Source organism: Streptomyces niveiscabiei (genome assembly GCF_033794345.1).
Classification (GTDB): domain Bacteria; phylum Actinomycetota; class Actinomycetes; order Streptomycetales; family Streptomycetaceae; genus Streptomyces; species Streptomyces niveiscabiei.
In genome coordinates, this window is the sequence record NZ_JARAYJ010000005.1 from 1 (window position 1) to 14,764 (window position 14,764).

Sequence of the window (14,764 nt, forward strand, 5' to 3'; positions counted from 1 at the left end):
CTAGTGTCCTGAGTCGGGAATTCGCTGCGTAAGTCAGTGCTGGTTCGGCATGATGGCCGGATGGCGAGGACGGGACGGCCGAAGGCCGAGCTGGTGCTGACCGACGACGAGCGTGAGACATTGGCCCGCTGGGCCAGGCGCCGGACTTCCTCTCAAGCGCTGGCCCTGCGGTGCCGGATCGTGCTGGAGAGCGCAACGGGTGCCACCAACAAGGATGTTGCGGACCGGCTGGGCGTCGAGGCACACACGGTGAGCCGGTGGCGGGCCCGGTTCGTGCGGGACCGGCTGGACGGCCTGACCGACGAACCGCGTCCGGGCGGGCCTCGGAAGATCTCCGACGACCAGGTCGAGGAAGTGGTTGTCAGGACGCTGGAAGCCGCACCGAAGGACGCCACGCACTGGTCGACGCGGTCGATGGCCAAGGAGGTGGGCCTGTCGCAGTCGGCAGTCTCACGGATCTGGCGGACCTTCGGTCTCAAGCCGCACCTGGTGAACACCTTCAAGCTCTCGAAGGATCCGCAGTTCATCGAGAAGGTCCGTGACGTGGTCGGGCTGTACCTCGCTCCGCCCGAGCATGCGCTGGTGCTGTGCGTGGACGAAAAGACGCAGATCCAGGCGCTGGACCGGTCGGCACCGGTGCTGCCGATGATGCCGGGGATGCCCGAGCGCCGTACTCATGACTATGTGCGCGGCGGTGTCACCACCCTGTTCGCCGCGCTGAACACCGCCACCGGCGAGGTGATCGGCCAGATCCACCGCCGGCATCGTGCCGTGGAGTTCAGGAAGTTCCTCGTGCGGATCGACAAGGAGGTGCCCGACGGGCTGGACGTGCACCTGATCTGTGACAACGCCTCGACGCACAAGACACCCGCCATCCAGCGGTGGCTGACCGCACACCCGCGCTTCCACGTGCACTTCACCCCCACCAGCAGTTCCTGGCTCAACCAGGTCGAGCGGTGGTTCGGCCTGCTCACCGACAAGCAGATACGGCGAGGCGTCCACAAGAACGTCCAGGCCCTGGAGAAGGACATCCGCACCTGGATCAAGATGTGGAACGAAGACCCGAAACCGTTCGTCTGGACGAAGACCGCGGACGAGATCCTCGAACGCCTCGCCGGATATCTGAACCGAATTCCCGACTCAGGACACTAGCACCCCCGCGCGGCCGAGCGTGGCCGGCGGCCCGTTCCGTCCCGAGGAGCGGGGTACCCCGGCCACCGGCGGAAAGGCATCATGAACTCCGTGCCTCAAGCGACATCGCTGCGCCGAGCGCCCGTCCAGCGCCGGAGTGCGGAACGGCTGACCAGGATCCTCGACGCGTGCGCGGACCTCCTCGACGAGGTGGGCTACGACGACCTCTCCACGCGGGCCGTCGCTCAGCGGGCCGGTGTGCCCATCGGCTCGGTGTACCGCTTCTTCGGGAACAAGCGGCAGATGGCCGACGCGCTGGCCCAGCGCAACCTGGAGAGGTACTCCGCCCGGGTGACCGAGCGCCTCGCGCGGGCCGGTACGGGGGACTGGCGGGCGGCGATGGACGCGGTGCTCGACGAGTACCTGGAGATGACCCGTACCGCCCCCGGCTTCTCCCTCGTCGACTTCGGCAACCAGATCCCGGTCGGCTCCCGGCACGCCGAGCCCAACACGCGCGTCGCCGACCGCCTCACGGAACTCCTCTCGGCGTACCTCGACCGGACGCCGGACGACGACCTGCGCCGTACGTTCCTGATCGCCGTCGAGACCGCCGACACCCTCGTCCACCTGGCCTTCCGCCTGTCCCCCGAGGGGGACGAGCAGGTGATCGAGGAGACGCGGCAGCTGCTGCGGGCGTATCTGGCGCGGGTGCTGGACTGAGAGAGCCGGGCCGGGGGCGTCGTAGCCCCCTCCCTCTCAAGGACCAGCCCCAAAGGACTCCCCGTAATACCTACCGGTCGGTACGCTCGGAGTAGCACTACGCACGTACTAGTACCCGCGTACTAGTACCCGCGTACCAGTACCCGCGCCGAAGCCGTCGCCTCTCCGGGAGGACCCGTGTCCCGAACCGCCCTGCGTGTCTGCCCCCTGTGCGAGGCCACCTGCGGTCTGACGCTCACGATCGAGGGGACCGCGGTCACCCGGGCCAGGGGAGACCGGGACGACGTGTTCAGCAAGGGCTTCGTGTGCCCCAAGGGCGCGTCCTTCGGCGCGCTCGACGGCGACCCCGACCGGCTGCGGACGCCACTCGTCCGCCGGGACGGCGAACTGCGGGAGGCGACCTGGACGGAGGCGTTCGACGCCGTGGCCGCCGGGGTGCGCGGCGTCGTCGAGCGGTACGGCGCCGACTCGGTCGGCGTGGTGCTGGGCAACCCCAACGTGCACACCGTCGCCGGCGCGCTCTACCCGCCCGTCCTGCTCGCCGGCCTCGGCACGCGCAGCTACTTCACCGCCTCGACGGTGGACCAGATGCCCAAGCACGTCTCCTCCGGCCTCCTCTTCGGCGACGCGAACGCCATCCCCGTACCCGACCTCGACCGCACCGACCACCTCCTGCTGATCGGCGCCAACCCCCTTGAGTCCAACGGGAGTCTGTGCACGGCCCCCGACTTCCCGGGCCGCCTCAAGGCGCTGAAGGCGCGCGGCGGCACCCTCGTCGTCATCGACCCGCGCCGCACCCGCACCGCGAAGCTCGCCGACCGCCACGTCCCGATCCGCCCGGGTACGGACGCCCTGCTGCTCGCGGCGATGGCGCACACCCTGTTCGCCGAAGACCTCGTGGAGACCGGGGAGTTGACCCCGCACCTCCAGGGCCTGGCCGAACTCCGCGACGCCGTCGGCGAGTTCACCCCCGACGCCGTGGCCGCCGCCTGCGACGTCGACGCGGACACGATCCGTACGCTCGCCCGGGACCTCGCAGCCGCCCCAACTGCCGCCGTGTACGCGCGGATCGGCAGCTGCACGGTCCCGTACGGCACGCTCGCGAGCTGGCTCGTGGACGTCCTCAACATCCTCACCGGCAACCTCGACCGCGTCGGCGGCGCCCTCTTCCCGCAAGCGGCGACGGACAGGACCCCGCGCCCGGCGGGCCCGAGCCACGGGTTCGCGCTGGGGCGGTGGCGGTCCAGGGTGAGCCGACATCCCGAGGCCAAGGGCGAGTTGCCGCTCTCCGCGCTGGCCGAGGAGATCGACACGGCGACGGCGGAGGGCGAGCCGATCCGCGCGCTGATCGCGGTCGCCGCGAACCCCGTGCTGTCCGCGCCCGACGGCGACCGGCTCGACAAGGCCCTGTCCGGGCTGGAGTTCATGGTCAGCGTCGACCCCTACCTCAACGAGACGTCCCGGCACGCCGACGTGGTCCTGCCCCCGCCGCCGCCCTCGCAGAGCCCGCACCACGACTTCGCGCTCAACACCCTCGCGATCCGCGCGCAGGTCCGCTACAACCGGGCCGCGATCCCGCTGGAGCCCGGCCGCATGGCCGAGAGCGAGATCCTCGCCCGCCTCACCCTCGCCGCGACCGGCATGCACGGCGCCGACCCGTCCGCCGTCGACGACATGGTCATCGCCCAGACCCTCGGCAAGGCCGTCAAAGAGGCCCACTCCCCGGCCCACGGCCGCGACCCGGAGGACCTCGCCGGTCAACTCACCGGCGAGAACGGCGTGGAGCGCCGCCTCGACCTGATGCTGCGCCTCGGCCCGTACGGCGACGGCTTCGGCGTACGGCCCGACGGCGTCACCCTGGAGAAGGTGCTCGCGCACCCGCACGGCATCGACCTCGGCCCCCTGCGCCCGCGCCTGCCGCAGCCGCTGAAGACGAGGAGCGGCAAGGTCGAGCTGTTCCCGGAGCCGATCGCCGCCGATCTCCCGCGACTTGCCCGCGCGATGACTCAACTCCCCGACGGACTGGTCCTGGTGGGCCGTCGCCACCTGCGCTCCAACAACAGCTGGATGCACAACGTGCCGCCTCTGACCGGCGGTTCGAACCGCTGCACCCTGCACATGCACCCCGAGGACGCCGAACGCCTCGGTGTCGCCGACGGCGGGTACGTCCGCGTCAAGGGCGCCGGGGGAGCGGTCACCGCACCCGTCGAGGTCACCGACTCGGTCCGGCGCGGCGTCGTCAGCCTCCCGCACGGCTGGGGCCACGACCGCCCCGGCACCCGGATGAGCCACGCCGCGCTCGATCCCGGCGTCAACGTCAACCAGCTCCTCGACGGCCGACTGCTGGACCCCCTGTCGGGGAACGCGGTCCTCAACGGCGTACCCGTCGAGCTGGACCCCGTCCGCTGATACCGCAGTACTAGAGCTCTAGTACCTGACCAGGAGTTTTGCGCTTATTGCTCGCGTGTCAACGTCTTGTTAACACTCTCGCGCGCCACCTAACGTCGTCGCACCGCCAGCCCCCGGTGGGATGTTCAAGGGCGAACGTTAGGTATCCAACTCATGCTGACCATCCTCGGCTTCACCATGATCGCGACATTCCTTGTCCTGATCATGCTGAAGAAGATGTCGCCGATCGCGGCGCTCGTGCTGATCCCCGCGCTGTTCTGCGTGTTCGTCGGCAAGGGCGCCCACCTCGGCGACTACGTCATCGACGGCGTCACCGGCCTCGCCCCCACCGCGGCCATGCTCATGTTCGCGATCGTCTACTTCGGTGTGATGATCGACGTCGGCCTCTTCGACCCGATCGTGCGGGGCATCCTGAAGTTCTGCAAGGCCGACCCGCTCAGGATCGTCGTCGGTACGGCGATCCTCGCGGCGATCGTCTCCCTCGACGGCGACGGCTCCACGACCTTCATGATCACCGTCTCGGCGATGTACCCCCTCTACAAGCGGCTCAAGATGAGCCTGGTCGTGATGACCGGCGTCGCCGCGATGGCCAACGGCGTGATGAACACGCTGCCCTGGGGCGGCCCGACGGCCCGCGCGGCGACCGCGCTGAAGCTCGACGCGAGCGACATCTTCGTCCCGATGATCCCGGCGCTGGCCGTCGGCCTGGTCTTCGTGATCGCCCTCAGCTACGTCCTCGGCCGCCGCGAGCGCAAGCGGCTCGGCGTGCTGACGCTGGACGAGGTGCTGGTCAAGGAGACGGAGACGGAGACGGTGCTGGTGGGCGCCGGTACTACGGGTACTACGGGTACTACGGGTACTGCGGCTGGCGGCAAGAGCAACGCTTCCCTCCCCGAGAACCCGCACGACCCCGAGGACTCCGACGACGACGGCTTCCGGGTCCTCGACCCCGACCGCCCCACCCTGCGCCCCAAGCTGTACTGGTTCAACGCGCTCCTGACGGTCGCCCTCCTCACCGCGATGATCATGGAGTGGCTGCCGATCCCGGTGCTGTTCCTGCTCGGCGCGGCCCTCGCCCTGACCGTCAACTTCCCCCACATGCCCGACCAGAAGGCCCGCCTCGCCGCCCACGCGGAGAACGTCCTCAACGTCTCCGGCATGGTCTTCGCCGCCGCCGTCTTCACCGGCGTCCTCAAGGGCACCGGCATGGTCGACCACATGGCGCGCTGGCTCGTCGACAACATCCCCGACGGCATGGGCCCCCACATGGCCTTCGTCACCGGCCTGTTGAGCCTCCCGCTCACCTACTTCATGTCCAACGACGGCTTCTACTTCGGCGTCCTGCCCGTCCTCGCCGAGGCCGGCCAGGCGCACGGCGTCTCCTCCCTGGAGATCGCCCGCGCCTCCCTCGTCGGCCAGCCGCTGCACATGTCCAGCCCGCTCGTCCCCGCCGTCTACGTCCTCGTCGGCATGGCGAAGGTCGAGTTCGGCGACCACACCCGGTTCGTCGTCAAGTGGGCCTGCCTCACCTGCCTGGTGATCCTCGCGGCGGGCATGCTCTTCGGGATCATCTAGCGCAGGACCCTGGCTCAACCGGCGTACATCTGGAGGTACTTGTGAGGCCCGGCGGGAACCGCGGCTGGCTGCTCAGGCTCGTCGTCGCCTTCTCCTTCGCGCAGGGGGCGGTGTCGATGGCCCGGCCCGCGGTCTCCTACCGGGCCCTCGCGCTGGGCGCGGACGAGCGGGCGGTCGGCGTCATCGCGGGGGTGTACGCGCTGCTGCCGCTCTTCGCCGCGGTCCCGCTGGGCCGCCGTACGGATCACGGGCGGTGCGCCCCGCTGCTGCCGGCCGGCGTCGTCCTCATCGCGGGCGGCTGCGCGCTCAGCGGCGCCGCGAACTCCCTGTGGGCGATGGCTCTTTGGAGCGGCGTGATGGGGCTCGGGCACCTCAGCTTCGTCATCGGCGCGCAGTCGCTGGTGGCCCGGCAGTCCGCGCCGCACGAACAGGACCGCAACTTCGGGCACTTCACCATCGGCGCCTCCCTCGGCCAGCTCGCCGGACCCGTCGCCGCCGGTGCCCTCATCGGCGGGGACGACCTGGCCGGCACCAGCGCGCTCGCCCTGCTCGCCGCCGGGGCGGGCGCGGCCGTCGCGGTCGGTTCGCTGTGGCGGATCGAGGACCGGGGGACCGTCCCCAAGTCCCGTGCGCGGCAAGGCGATCGGGTGTCCGTGACGGGGATCCTGCGGACCCGGGGCGTGCCCGCGGGGATGCTGGTGAGCATGTCGGTGCTCTCCGCGACGGACATCCTCACCGCGTACCTCCCCGTCGTCGGCGAGAACCGCGGCATCTCTCCTACGGCCGTCGGCCTCCTCCTCAGCCTGCGCGCCGCCGCCTCCATCGCCTGCCGCCTGATCCTCACCCCGCTGCTGCGGCTGCTCGGCCGTACGTGGCTCCTCACCCTGACCTGTCTGCTGGCCGCGCTGCTGTGTGCGGCGATCGCGATTCCCGTACCGGTGTGGGTACTTGGGACGGTCCTCGCGGCGCTCGGCTTCTGCCTCGGCGTCGGCCAGCCCCTGTCGATGACGACGGTCGTCCAGGCGGCCCCCGCCTCCGCCCGCTCGACGGCCCTCGCGCTGCGCCTGACCGGCAACCGGCTCGCGCAGGTCGCGGCGCCCGCCGGGGCGGGTCTGATGGCCGGCGCCGCCGGGGTCGCCGCGCCGTTCCTGATGCTGGGGGTGCTGTTGCTGCTGTCGTCGGGGGTGGTGCTGCGGGCACCGAAACCTCGGGGGGACGGAGAGGGGGTACCTGAGAGCGAGGCACCTGAGAGCGAGGTACCTGAGAGGGACCGTCCTCCCCGGCGGCGGGGGCGCCTCTCGCTGAGCCGTAAGAGTGAGGACTGACGCCCCGTACGGCGATGCTCCCGCCCGATTCGTACGCCATGGGCACAGGCTTCCGAAAAAGATGACAATCATCCGACTCGGAGGACTGTGTGACCCGCAGGTATCTCTCTCGCCCGTACCCCTCCCATGGGGCCGCCGCCCTGACGGCCCTCGCCGCCGCAGGTATGACACTCCTGGGAGCCACGGCCGCCGTCGCCGCACCCGGTGACAACGGCGACATCAAGGTCCACATGGTGGACACCGCGATCGCCGCCCAGGCCAACCAGCCGAAGGTCTGCCGGTTCTACCTGGACGCCTTCAACTTCGACACCGCCCAGGGCATCGACTGGACGATCCAGCCGCAGGGCGGACAGTCCGGCTCCACCGCCACGCTCTCCGACTCCCTCACCCTGACGGGCGGCGCGGGCGTCACCGAGAACCTGCTGCTGCCGACCGGGCAGTACAAGCTGACCTGGAAGATCGTCGACGGCAACGGCGCGGGCAAGATGAAGGTCTTCAAGGTCGACTGCCCCGACACCCCGCCCACCAACCCGCCGAGCAGCCCCCCGCCGGGCGGTCCGGGCGGTCCCAACGGCGGTCCCCCCGCGGGCGGCGGCGGGCTCGCCAAGGCCGACGCCTTCAGCCCGCTGACCGGCGCGGCGGCCGTCGGCGTCACCGCGGTCGGCGCGGTGGCCTGGTTCCGGCTCCGCCGTCGCCCGCACGGTGCCGCGTAGCTCCGGAGCAGTACGCGTGCCCCCGTTCCCCGGCGCCCTCGCTTCCCCGGGCGCCGGGCCCGGCCCACGGGGACGGCGGCGTCCCCCCGTACGCCCCTGGTACCGCACCCGCGCCTATCGCCTCACCCGCACGCTCGTGGTGGCCGCCGCGCTGACGACGGGCTGTGTGTGGTGGGCGGGCGATCCGGAGCCGCCGACGGTGAGCGCCGCGCATGTTCCTGGCGCCGACGCGAAGAGCGTCCTCGCGGAGTCCGGCGCCGGTGCGGGGAACGGGCCCTCGGGCTCCGGTTCCGGCAGGGGGAGCGCCTCGTCGGCCGCGCGCCCCGGCGGCGGGAACGCGGGCCCGCCCCCTCGTCCGGGCGCGGGAAGCGTGCCCCCGGCCTCCGGCGCCGACCCGGGAAAGGCGTCCGGCGCACGGGACGCCACCCCCTACCCGTCCCCCTCCAGAGCCACCCGCCTCGTCATCCCCTACCTCGACGTCGACGCCCCCGTCATGCCCCTGTCCCTCGACCGCGCCCGCCGCCTCACCGTGCCGCCCGGCGACGACCCCAACCTCGTCGGCTGGTACACCGGCGGCCCCGCGCCCGGCGGCTCCGGTACCGCCGTCGCCGTGGGACACCTCGACACCGACACCGCGGGCGCCGTCTTCGCCGGGCTCAAGGAGCTCACCCCGGGTCACCTCGTGGAGGTACGCCGCGCGGACGGGCGGACCGCCGTCTACACGGTCGACACGGTCACGACGTACGACAAGAAGAGCTTTCCCGACCGGGAGGTGTACGGGGACCGGGGGCGGGCGGAGCTACGGCTGATCACGTGCGCGGGGCGGTACGACCGGCGTACGGGGTACTCGGGGAACACGGTCGTGTTCGCGCGTCTCACGGGCGTGCGCGGGAGCTGAGCAGGCGGTTCGCGCACCCCGGACCGGTCGGCCGGCGCCCCGCCCCACTGAATCCGGACGTCCGCTTTCTCACCCCTCGGACCGTGCCGCCCGATCCCTTCCCCCACCGGCGCACGGTCCGTTAGCTTCCCTTGCTCACCCGTCCCGTACGACCCGTGGGGGACGGCCGAGCGCCGGGGACGAGTCTCATGACACGCGCGATCTCTCTGCACGACGTGAGCAAGGTGTACGCGAAGGGCGTCCGCGTCGTGGACGGGCTGACGCTGGACGTCGAACCGGGGGAGTTCCTCGTGCTGCTCGGCCCGTCCGGGTGCGGCAAGTCGACCGTGCTGCGGATGATCGCGGGTCTGGAGGACATCACCGAGGGGGAGTTGCTGCTCGACGGCGCGTACGCCAACCAACTCCCGCCGTCCGGGCGGGACATGGCGATGGTGTTCCAGAACTTCGCGCTGTACCCGAACATGACGGGCCGCGCCAACATCGGCTTCCCGCTGCGGATGGATTCGCCGAGCGTGGACCCCTCGCCCCAAGTGGACGCCACCGCGCGGATGCTGGGCATCGAGGACCTGCTGGAGCGCTACCCCTCGCAGCTCTCCGGCGGCGAGCGCCAGCGGGTCGCGATGGGCCGGGCGCTGGCCCGCCACCCCTCCGCGTTCCTGATGGACGAGCCGCTCTCCAACCTCGACGCGAAGCTCCGCACCCACTTACGGGCCGAGATCTCGCAGCTGACCACGGCGCTGGGGGTCACGACCCTGTACGTCACGCACGACCAGGCCGAGGCGATGTCCCTCGGCGACCGGGTCGCCGTCCTGCGCGGCGGCGTCCTCCAGCAGGTGGACACGCCGCGCAACGTCTACGCCCTGCCGCGCAACGTCTTCGTCGCCGCGTTCATCGGCACGCCCCGGATCAACCTCCTGCGCGGCGTGGTCCGCGCCCCGCTCGACGGCGCGATGTCGGTCGGCCTCGGCAGACAGGCGCTGCGGCTGCCCGAACCCCTGTCCCCGGAGCACAAGTTGCTCCGCGTCCAGCAGGGCCGCGAGGTGATCGTCGGCCTGCGCTCCGAGGCGATCCGCATCGCCCCCGGCCGAGCGGCACGCCCCGGCGAGACCCTGATCACCGGCCTGGTCCGGCACGTCGAGTTCCAGGGCCACGAGGTCCTGGCCCACTTCGACACGGGCTCGACCCCGGCCCAGGTCCCCACCCTGGAATCCCCCCGCCCCGTACCTCTCCACCCACCGCGCCGCCGCAGAACACCCCCACTCCTGACCCGCTTACGCCCCCACCCCGTACCCCCGACGCCCCCACCCCCTACCCGTACCCCTCAGGTACCCGGCGACCTGATAGTCCGCACCACCCCCGCCCTGGACCTCCGCCCCGGCACCCAACTCCCCCTCCTCGTCGACCTCGCCCACCTCTTCGTCTTCGCCCCCCAGGGCGAACGCATCTCCCCGGCCCCGGCCCACCTCCCGGACCTGGCGGAGTGACCGCCCCGCCCGACGATCCGGGCGTACTCCCTGAGGGCTGGCTCCCCACGCCCGAACAGGTCATGCACCCCGTTTCCCGTCCACCCCGTTGACCCCATACCGTCCGGTCAGTATGTTCCCGGGAACGTCCCCCGCACCCCCCGGAGTGTGCACGCATGGACACGTTCCCCACCGCTCACCCCCGTACCACCCCTACCCGCCCGGCGTCCCACCGCAGGGTCGCCACGGCTGCCGCGCTCGCTTCGGCCGTGGAGTGGTACGACTACTTCGTCTTCGGGATCGCCGCCGCTCTGGTGCTCGGAGACCTCTACTTCCCGTCGGGGAGTTCCACCGCCGGGATCCTCGCCGCGTTCGCGACGTTCGCCGTCGGCTTCCTGGCCCGCCCGATCGGCGGGATTGTCGCGGGGCAGCTGGGTGACAAGCGGGGCCGCAAACCGATGCTGGTCCTGGCGCTGACCCTGATGGGGGTCGCCACGACCGCCATCGGGCTGCTCCCCACGTACGACACGATCGGCGTGGCCGCGCCGATCCTGCTGGTGCTGCTGCGCGTCGTGCAGGGCATCGCCGTCGGCGCCCAGTGGGGCGGCGCGATGCTGCTGGCGACCGAGTACGCGCCGGAGGGCAAGCGCGGCATCTACGGCAGCTTCGTCCAACTCGGCGTCCCCATCGGCGTGGTGAGCGCGAACTCCGTCTTCCTGCTGGCCGGCGCCTTCACGAGCGAGAGCGCGTTCGAGGCGTGGGGCTGGCGCATCCCGTTCGTCATAGGGCTGTTCGTCCTCGGCCTCGCCTGGTACATCCACCGCCATGTCGAGGAGACCCCCGAATTCCGCGCGGCGGAGCGGGAGTTGGCGAAGAAGGAGCGGTCCGAGCAGGGCTCCCCGCTGCGCACGGTCCTGCGCCACCACCTCGGCACGGTGTTCCTCGCCGGCGGCTCCTTCGCCGTGAACACCGCGACGTTCTACATCCTGATCACCGGCGTCCTCGACTACACGACCCGCGACCTCGATATGAAGAGGAGCGCCGTCCTGACGGTCTCCCTCTGCGTCAGCCTCACCCAACTCGTCCTGATCCCGGCCTCCGCCGCCCTCTCCGACAAGGTCGGCCGCATCAGGATCTACGCGCTCGGCGCGGCCGGCATCGCCCTGTGGGCCGTACCGATGTTCCTCCTCATCGACACCGGCTCGCTGCTGTGGCTGGCCGTCTCGACCTTCGTCGCCGGCTGCTTCCTCAGCATCATGTACGGCCCCCAAGCCGCCCTGTTCGCCGAGCTGTTCACCCCGGAGATGCGCTACACGGGAGCCTCGCTGGGCTACCAGATCGCGGCGGTCGCCGGCGGCGGACTCGCGCCGTTCGTGATGGTGCTGCTCCTGGAGACGACGGGTACGTCGATGTCGGTCTCGGCGTACATCATCGGCCTCGCGCTGATCGCCCTGGTCTCCATCAAGGTCCTTGCGGACCGGGCCCGTTCGCGCTGAGCCGGCCGAACTGCCCTTCCAGGCCGTCGAGCAGAGCCGTCAGCCCCGTCTCGAAGGCCCGCTCGTCCACCTTCTCCTGCTGCTCGGCCAGCAAGTGCGCCTGGCCGAGGTGGGGGTAGTCGGCGGGGTCGTACGCGCCGCGGTCCTTCACGAACCCGCCCGCGAACGACCCCAGCGCCGACCCCATCACGAAGTACCGCATCAGCGCCCCGACGGACGTCGCCTGCGCGGCGGGCCACCCGGCCCGGACCATCGCGCCGTACACCGCGTCGGCGACGCGTAGTCCCGCGGGTCTACGACCGGGGCCCTGGGCGAGTACGGGGACGATGTTGGGGTGGTCCCTCAGGGCCGCCCGGTACGACGTCGCCCAGTCGTGCAGCGCGGTGCGCCAGTCGCGGCCGTCCTCGAACATCGACAGGTCGACCCGCGCGCTCACCGCGTCCGCGACCGCCTCCACGATCTCGTCCTTGGTGCGGAAGTGGTTGTACAACGAGGGTCCGCTGACGCCGAGTTCGGCGGCGAGCCGGCGTGTCGAGAGCGCGGCGAGCCCCTCCGCGTCGATCAGCTCCCCGGCCGCGGCGACGATCCGTTCGGTGCTCAGCAAGGGCTTGTGCGGTCGGGCCATGGCGTTCATAGTAGGGCTGCGCCAGAAAACTAGCAGTGGTAATTAACCGGTGCCGGAACCGGAACCGGGACCGAACCGGAACCGGAACCGGTGCCGGAACTGCCGGACAGATCGGGGAGCGGCACCGTGAACCTGGAACTCACCGAGGAACAGACCGCCGTCCAGCGCCTGGCCCGGGACTTCGTCGCCCGCGAGATCACCCCGCACGTCCGCGACTGGGACCGCGCCGAGGCCGTCGACCGGGGCATCGTCAAGAGACTCGGCGAGGTCGGCTTCCTCGGCCTCACGATCGACGAGGAGTACGGCGGCTCGGGCGGCGACCACCTCGCGTACTGCCTGGTCACCGAGGAACTGGGGCGCGGCGACTCCTCGGTGCGCGGCATCGTCTCCGTCTCCCTCGGCCTCGTCGCCAAGACGATCGCCGGGTGGGGGAGCGAGGAGCAGAAGCGGGAGTGGCTCCCAGGTCTGACGTCCGGGGCATACCTGGGGTGCTTCGGGCTGACGGAACCCGGCACCGGCTCCGACGCGGGCAACCTCGTCACCCGGGCCGTACGTGAGGGGGACACATACGTCGTCAACGGCACCAAGATGTTCATCACGAACGGCACGTGGGCCGACGTCGTCCTGCTCTTCGCGCGCTCCACCGACGCGCCCGGCCATCGCGGCGTCTCCGCGTTCCTCGTCCCCACCGACACCCCCGGCCTCACCCGCCGCACGATCCACGGCAAGCTCGGGCTGCGCGGCCAGGCCACCGCCGAGCTGGTCTTCGAGGACGTCCGCGTTCCCGCGTCCGCGCTGGTCGGCGAGGAGGGCAAGGGGTTCTCCGTCGCGATGTCGGCGCTGGCCAAGGGGCGGATGTCCGTCGCGGCCGGCTGCGTCGGGATCGCGCAGGCCGCGCTGGACGCGGCCGTCGGGTACGCGGGGGAGCGCGAGCAGTTCGGTACGCCGATCGCGGGCCGCCAGCTCGTGCAGGAGCTGCTCACCGACATCGCGGTCGACGTCGACGCCGCCCGCCTGCTGACCTGGCGCGTCGCCGATCTCGTCGACCGGGGGCTGCCGTTCGCCACCGAGGCGTCCAAGGCGAAGCTCTTCGCCTCCGAGGCCGCCGTACGCGCCGCGAACAACGCGCTCCAGGTGTTCGGGGGGTACGGGTACATCGACGAGTACCCGGTGGGCAAGCTGCTGCGGGACGCGCGCGTGATGACGTTGTACGAGGGGACGAGCCAGATCCAGAAGCTGGTGATCGGGCGGGCCCTGACCGGGGTATCGGCCTTCTGAGGTCCCCCTCGGGTCCCCCTCAGGTCCCCCTTGGTTGAGTACCTCCTGAGTACGACGGCGGATGTGGCGCGGGCCACGTCCGCCGAGACTCGTCCCCATGAGTGACACACCCAAGCAGCAGAGCACCGCCGCCTTCTACGGCCAGGCGGTGGCCTCCTTCGCCGTCGCCATGGCGGCCACCGCCGTCGGCATCTACCAGCTCAGCGCCGACGCCTGGGTCCGGGCCTTCCTCGCGATCGCCGTCCTCTACCTGGTGACGTCCTGCTTCACCCTCGCCAAGGTGATCCGCGACCGCCAGGAGGCCAGCAGCATCGTCGGCCGCGTGGACCAGGCCCGCCTGGAGAAGCTCCTCGCCGAGCACGACCCGTTCGAGAAGCTCTGAGCGCGGGCAGACTCCGCGCGTGGACACCGCCCCGACCGGCCCGGCTAAGCGCCCGCTCACCTTCGGCGGTATGGTGGGGCGACTGTCTGTGAGAAGGGTCGGTGAGCGATGAGTACGGCGCAGGACACGATCGGCGGCGAGGCCGAGCCGTGGGAAGAGGTCACGCCCGACGCGGCCCGGCGTCTGCTCGTCGCCGCGGTCGAGGCGTTCGCCGAGCGCGGCTACCACGCCACCACCACCCGGGACATCGCGAGCCGCGCCGGCATGAGCCCGGCCGCGCTCTACATCCACTACAAGACCAAGGAGGAGCTCCTCCACCGCATCAGCCGCATCGGCCACGACAAGGCGCTCGGCATCCTGCGCACCGCGGCCCGCCGCGAGGGCAGCGCCGCCGACCGCCTCGCCGACGCGGTCAGCTCCTTCGTCCGCTGGCACGCGGTACGGCGTACGACGGCCCGGGTCGTCCAGTACGAGCTCGACGCGCTCGGCCCCGACGCCCGCGCCGAGATCGTCGCCCTGCGCCGCGAGGTCAACGCGGAGGTGAGCGGCATCCTCGACGACGGGGTCGCCTCGGGGGAGTTCGACGTCATCGACGTACGCGGGACGACGCTCGCGATCCTCTCCCTGTGCGTGGATGTCGCCCGCTGGTTCAACGTGAACGGGACGCGGACACCGGAGGAGGTCGGCGAGCTGTACGCCGACCTCGTACTGCGGATGGTGGGGGCACCGAAGTAGCCCTCCGGGGGTAG

At 71.3% G+C, this 14,764-nt stretch carries 13 protein-coding genes; 12 read left to right on the forward strand and 1 reads right to left on the reverse strand.

From position 1 onward, the window contains the following. Window positions 1-60 precede the first annotated feature (60 nt). The 9 genes from PV682_RS08270 (at window position 61) to PV682_RS08310 (ending at window position 11,730) form a co-directional block, all read left to right on the forward strand. Entirely contained in the window at window positions 61-1,152 is a 1,092-nt protein-coding gene (locus tag PV682_RS08270) for an IS630 family transposase (RefSeq protein WP_319725628.1), read from the forward strand. A gap of 81 nt (window positions 1,153-1,233) precedes the next feature. Beyond that, window positions 1,234-1,851 (forward strand): TetR/AcrR family transcriptional regulator, encoded by a 618-nt coding sequence (locus tag PV682_RS08275; protein WP_319725631.1) that lies wholly within the window; start codon window positions 1,234-1,236, stop codon window positions 1,849-1,851. Between the two features lie 177 nt (window positions 1,852-2,028). After that, entirely contained in the window at window positions 2,029-4,260 is a 2,232-nt protein-coding gene (locus PV682_RS08280; RefSeq protein WP_319725632.1) for a molybdopterin oxidoreductase family protein, read from the forward strand. A 153-nt stretch (window positions 4,261-4,413) separates the two neighbouring features. Then, a complete protein-coding gene (locus PV682_RS08285) occupies window positions 4,414-5,835 on the forward strand; it encodes a CitMHS family transporter (RefSeq protein WP_319725634.1) in 1,422 nt (473 codons plus the stop codon). 41 nt (window positions 5,836-5,876) lie between these two features. Next, on the forward strand, window positions 5,877-7,160 hold the full coding sequence (locus PV682_RS08290) for an MFS transporter (protein ID WP_319725637.1): 1,284 nt from the start codon (window positions 5,877-5,879) through the stop codon (window positions 7,158-7,160). 164 nt (window positions 7,161-7,324) lie between these two features. After that, entirely contained in the window at window positions 7,325-7,873 is a 549-nt protein-coding gene (locus PV682_RS08295) for a hypothetical protein (RefSeq protein ID WP_319726278.1), read from the forward strand. 16 nt (window positions 7,874-7,889) lie between these two features. Next, a complete protein-coding gene (locus PV682_RS08300; RefSeq protein WP_319725639.1) occupies window positions 7,890-8,771 on the forward strand; it encodes a class F sortase in 882 nt (293 codons plus the stop codon). 188 nt (window positions 8,772-8,959) lie between these two features. Then, complete coding sequence (locus PV682_RS08305; RefSeq protein ID WP_319725641.1) at window positions 8,960-10,255, forward strand: ABC transporter ATP-binding protein; 1,296 nt, start codon at window positions 8,960-8,962, stop codon at window positions 10,253-10,255. A gap of 155 nt (window positions 10,256-10,410) precedes the next feature. Further along, a complete protein-coding gene (locus tag PV682_RS08310; RefSeq protein ID WP_319725643.1) occupies window positions 10,411-11,730 on the forward strand; it encodes an MFS transporter in 1,320 nt (439 codons plus the stop codon). On the opposite strand, the gene PV682_RS08315 is transcribed toward PV682_RS08310, so the two are convergent. Then, on the reverse strand, window positions 11,696-12,355 hold the full coding sequence (locus PV682_RS08315; RefSeq protein ID WP_112472855.1) for a TetR/AcrR family transcriptional regulator: 660 nt from the start codon (window positions 12,353-12,355) through the stop codon (window positions 11,696-11,698). The two genes, PV682_RS08310 and PV682_RS08315, sit on opposite strands and share 35 nt — an antisense overlap. Window positions 12,356-12,481: 126 nt before the next feature. Here PV682_RS08315 and PV682_RS08320 point away from each other — a divergent pair, with 126 nt between their 5' ends. The 3 genes from PV682_RS08320 (at window position 12,482) to PV682_RS08330 (ending at window position 14,750) form a co-directional block, all read left to right on the forward strand. Continuing rightward, entirely contained in the window at window positions 12,482-13,633 is a 1,152-nt protein-coding gene (locus PV682_RS08320) for an acyl-CoA dehydrogenase family protein (protein WP_319725648.1), read from the forward strand. Window positions 13,634-13,730: 97 nt separating this feature from the next. Then, a complete protein-coding gene (locus tag PV682_RS08325) occupies window positions 13,731-14,015 on the forward strand; it encodes a YiaA/YiaB family inner membrane protein (protein WP_319725650.1) in 285 nt (94 codons plus the stop codon). A gap of 108 nt (window positions 14,016-14,123) precedes the next feature. Continuing rightward, window positions 14,124-14,750, forward strand: a complete 627-nt coding sequence (locus PV682_RS08330; protein WP_055720743.1) for a TetR/AcrR family transcriptional regulator — start codon at window positions 14,124-14,126, stop codon at window positions 14,748-14,750. Window positions 14,751-14,764 lie beyond the last annotated feature (14 nt).

What these genes read in the sequence shown, in the direction of transcription:
- PV682_RS08270 (WP_319725628.1), top strand. Translation starts at nt 61, where the DNA reads ATGGCGAGGACGGGACGGCCGAAGGCCGAGCTGGTGCTGACCGACGAC.
- PV682_RS08275 (WP_319725631.1), top strand. Translation starts at nt 1,234, where the DNA reads ATGAACTCCGTGCCTCAAGCGACATCGCTGCGCCGAGCGCCCGTCCAG.
- PV682_RS08285 (WP_319725634.1), top strand. Translation starts at nt 4,414, where the DNA reads ATGCTGACCATCCTCGGCTTCACCATGATCGCGACATTCCTTGTCCTG.
- PV682_RS08295 (WP_319726278.1), top strand. Translation starts at nt 7,325, where the DNA reads ATGACACTCCTGGGAGCCACGGCCGCCGTCGCCGCACCCGGTGACAAC.
- PV682_RS08305 (WP_319725641.1), top strand. Translation starts at nt 8,960, where the DNA reads ATGACACGCGCGATCTCTCTGCACGACGTGAGCAAGGTGTACGCGAAG.
- PV682_RS08310 (WP_319725643.1), top strand. Translation starts at nt 10,411, where the DNA reads ATGGACACGTTCCCCACCGCTCACCCCCGTACCACCCCTACCCGCCCG.
- PV682_RS08315 (WP_112472855.1), bottom strand. Translation starts at nt 12,355, where the DNA reads ATGGCCCGACCGCACAAGCCCTTGCTGAGCACCGAACGGATCGTCGCC.
- PV682_RS08325 (WP_319725650.1), top strand. Translation starts at nt 13,731, where the DNA reads ATGAGTGACACACCCAAGCAGCAGAGCACCGCCGCCTTCTACGGCCAG.
- PV682_RS08330 (WP_055720743.1), top strand. Translation starts at nt 14,124, where the DNA reads ATGAGTACGGCGCAGGACACGATCGGCGGCGAGGCCGAGCCGTGGGAA.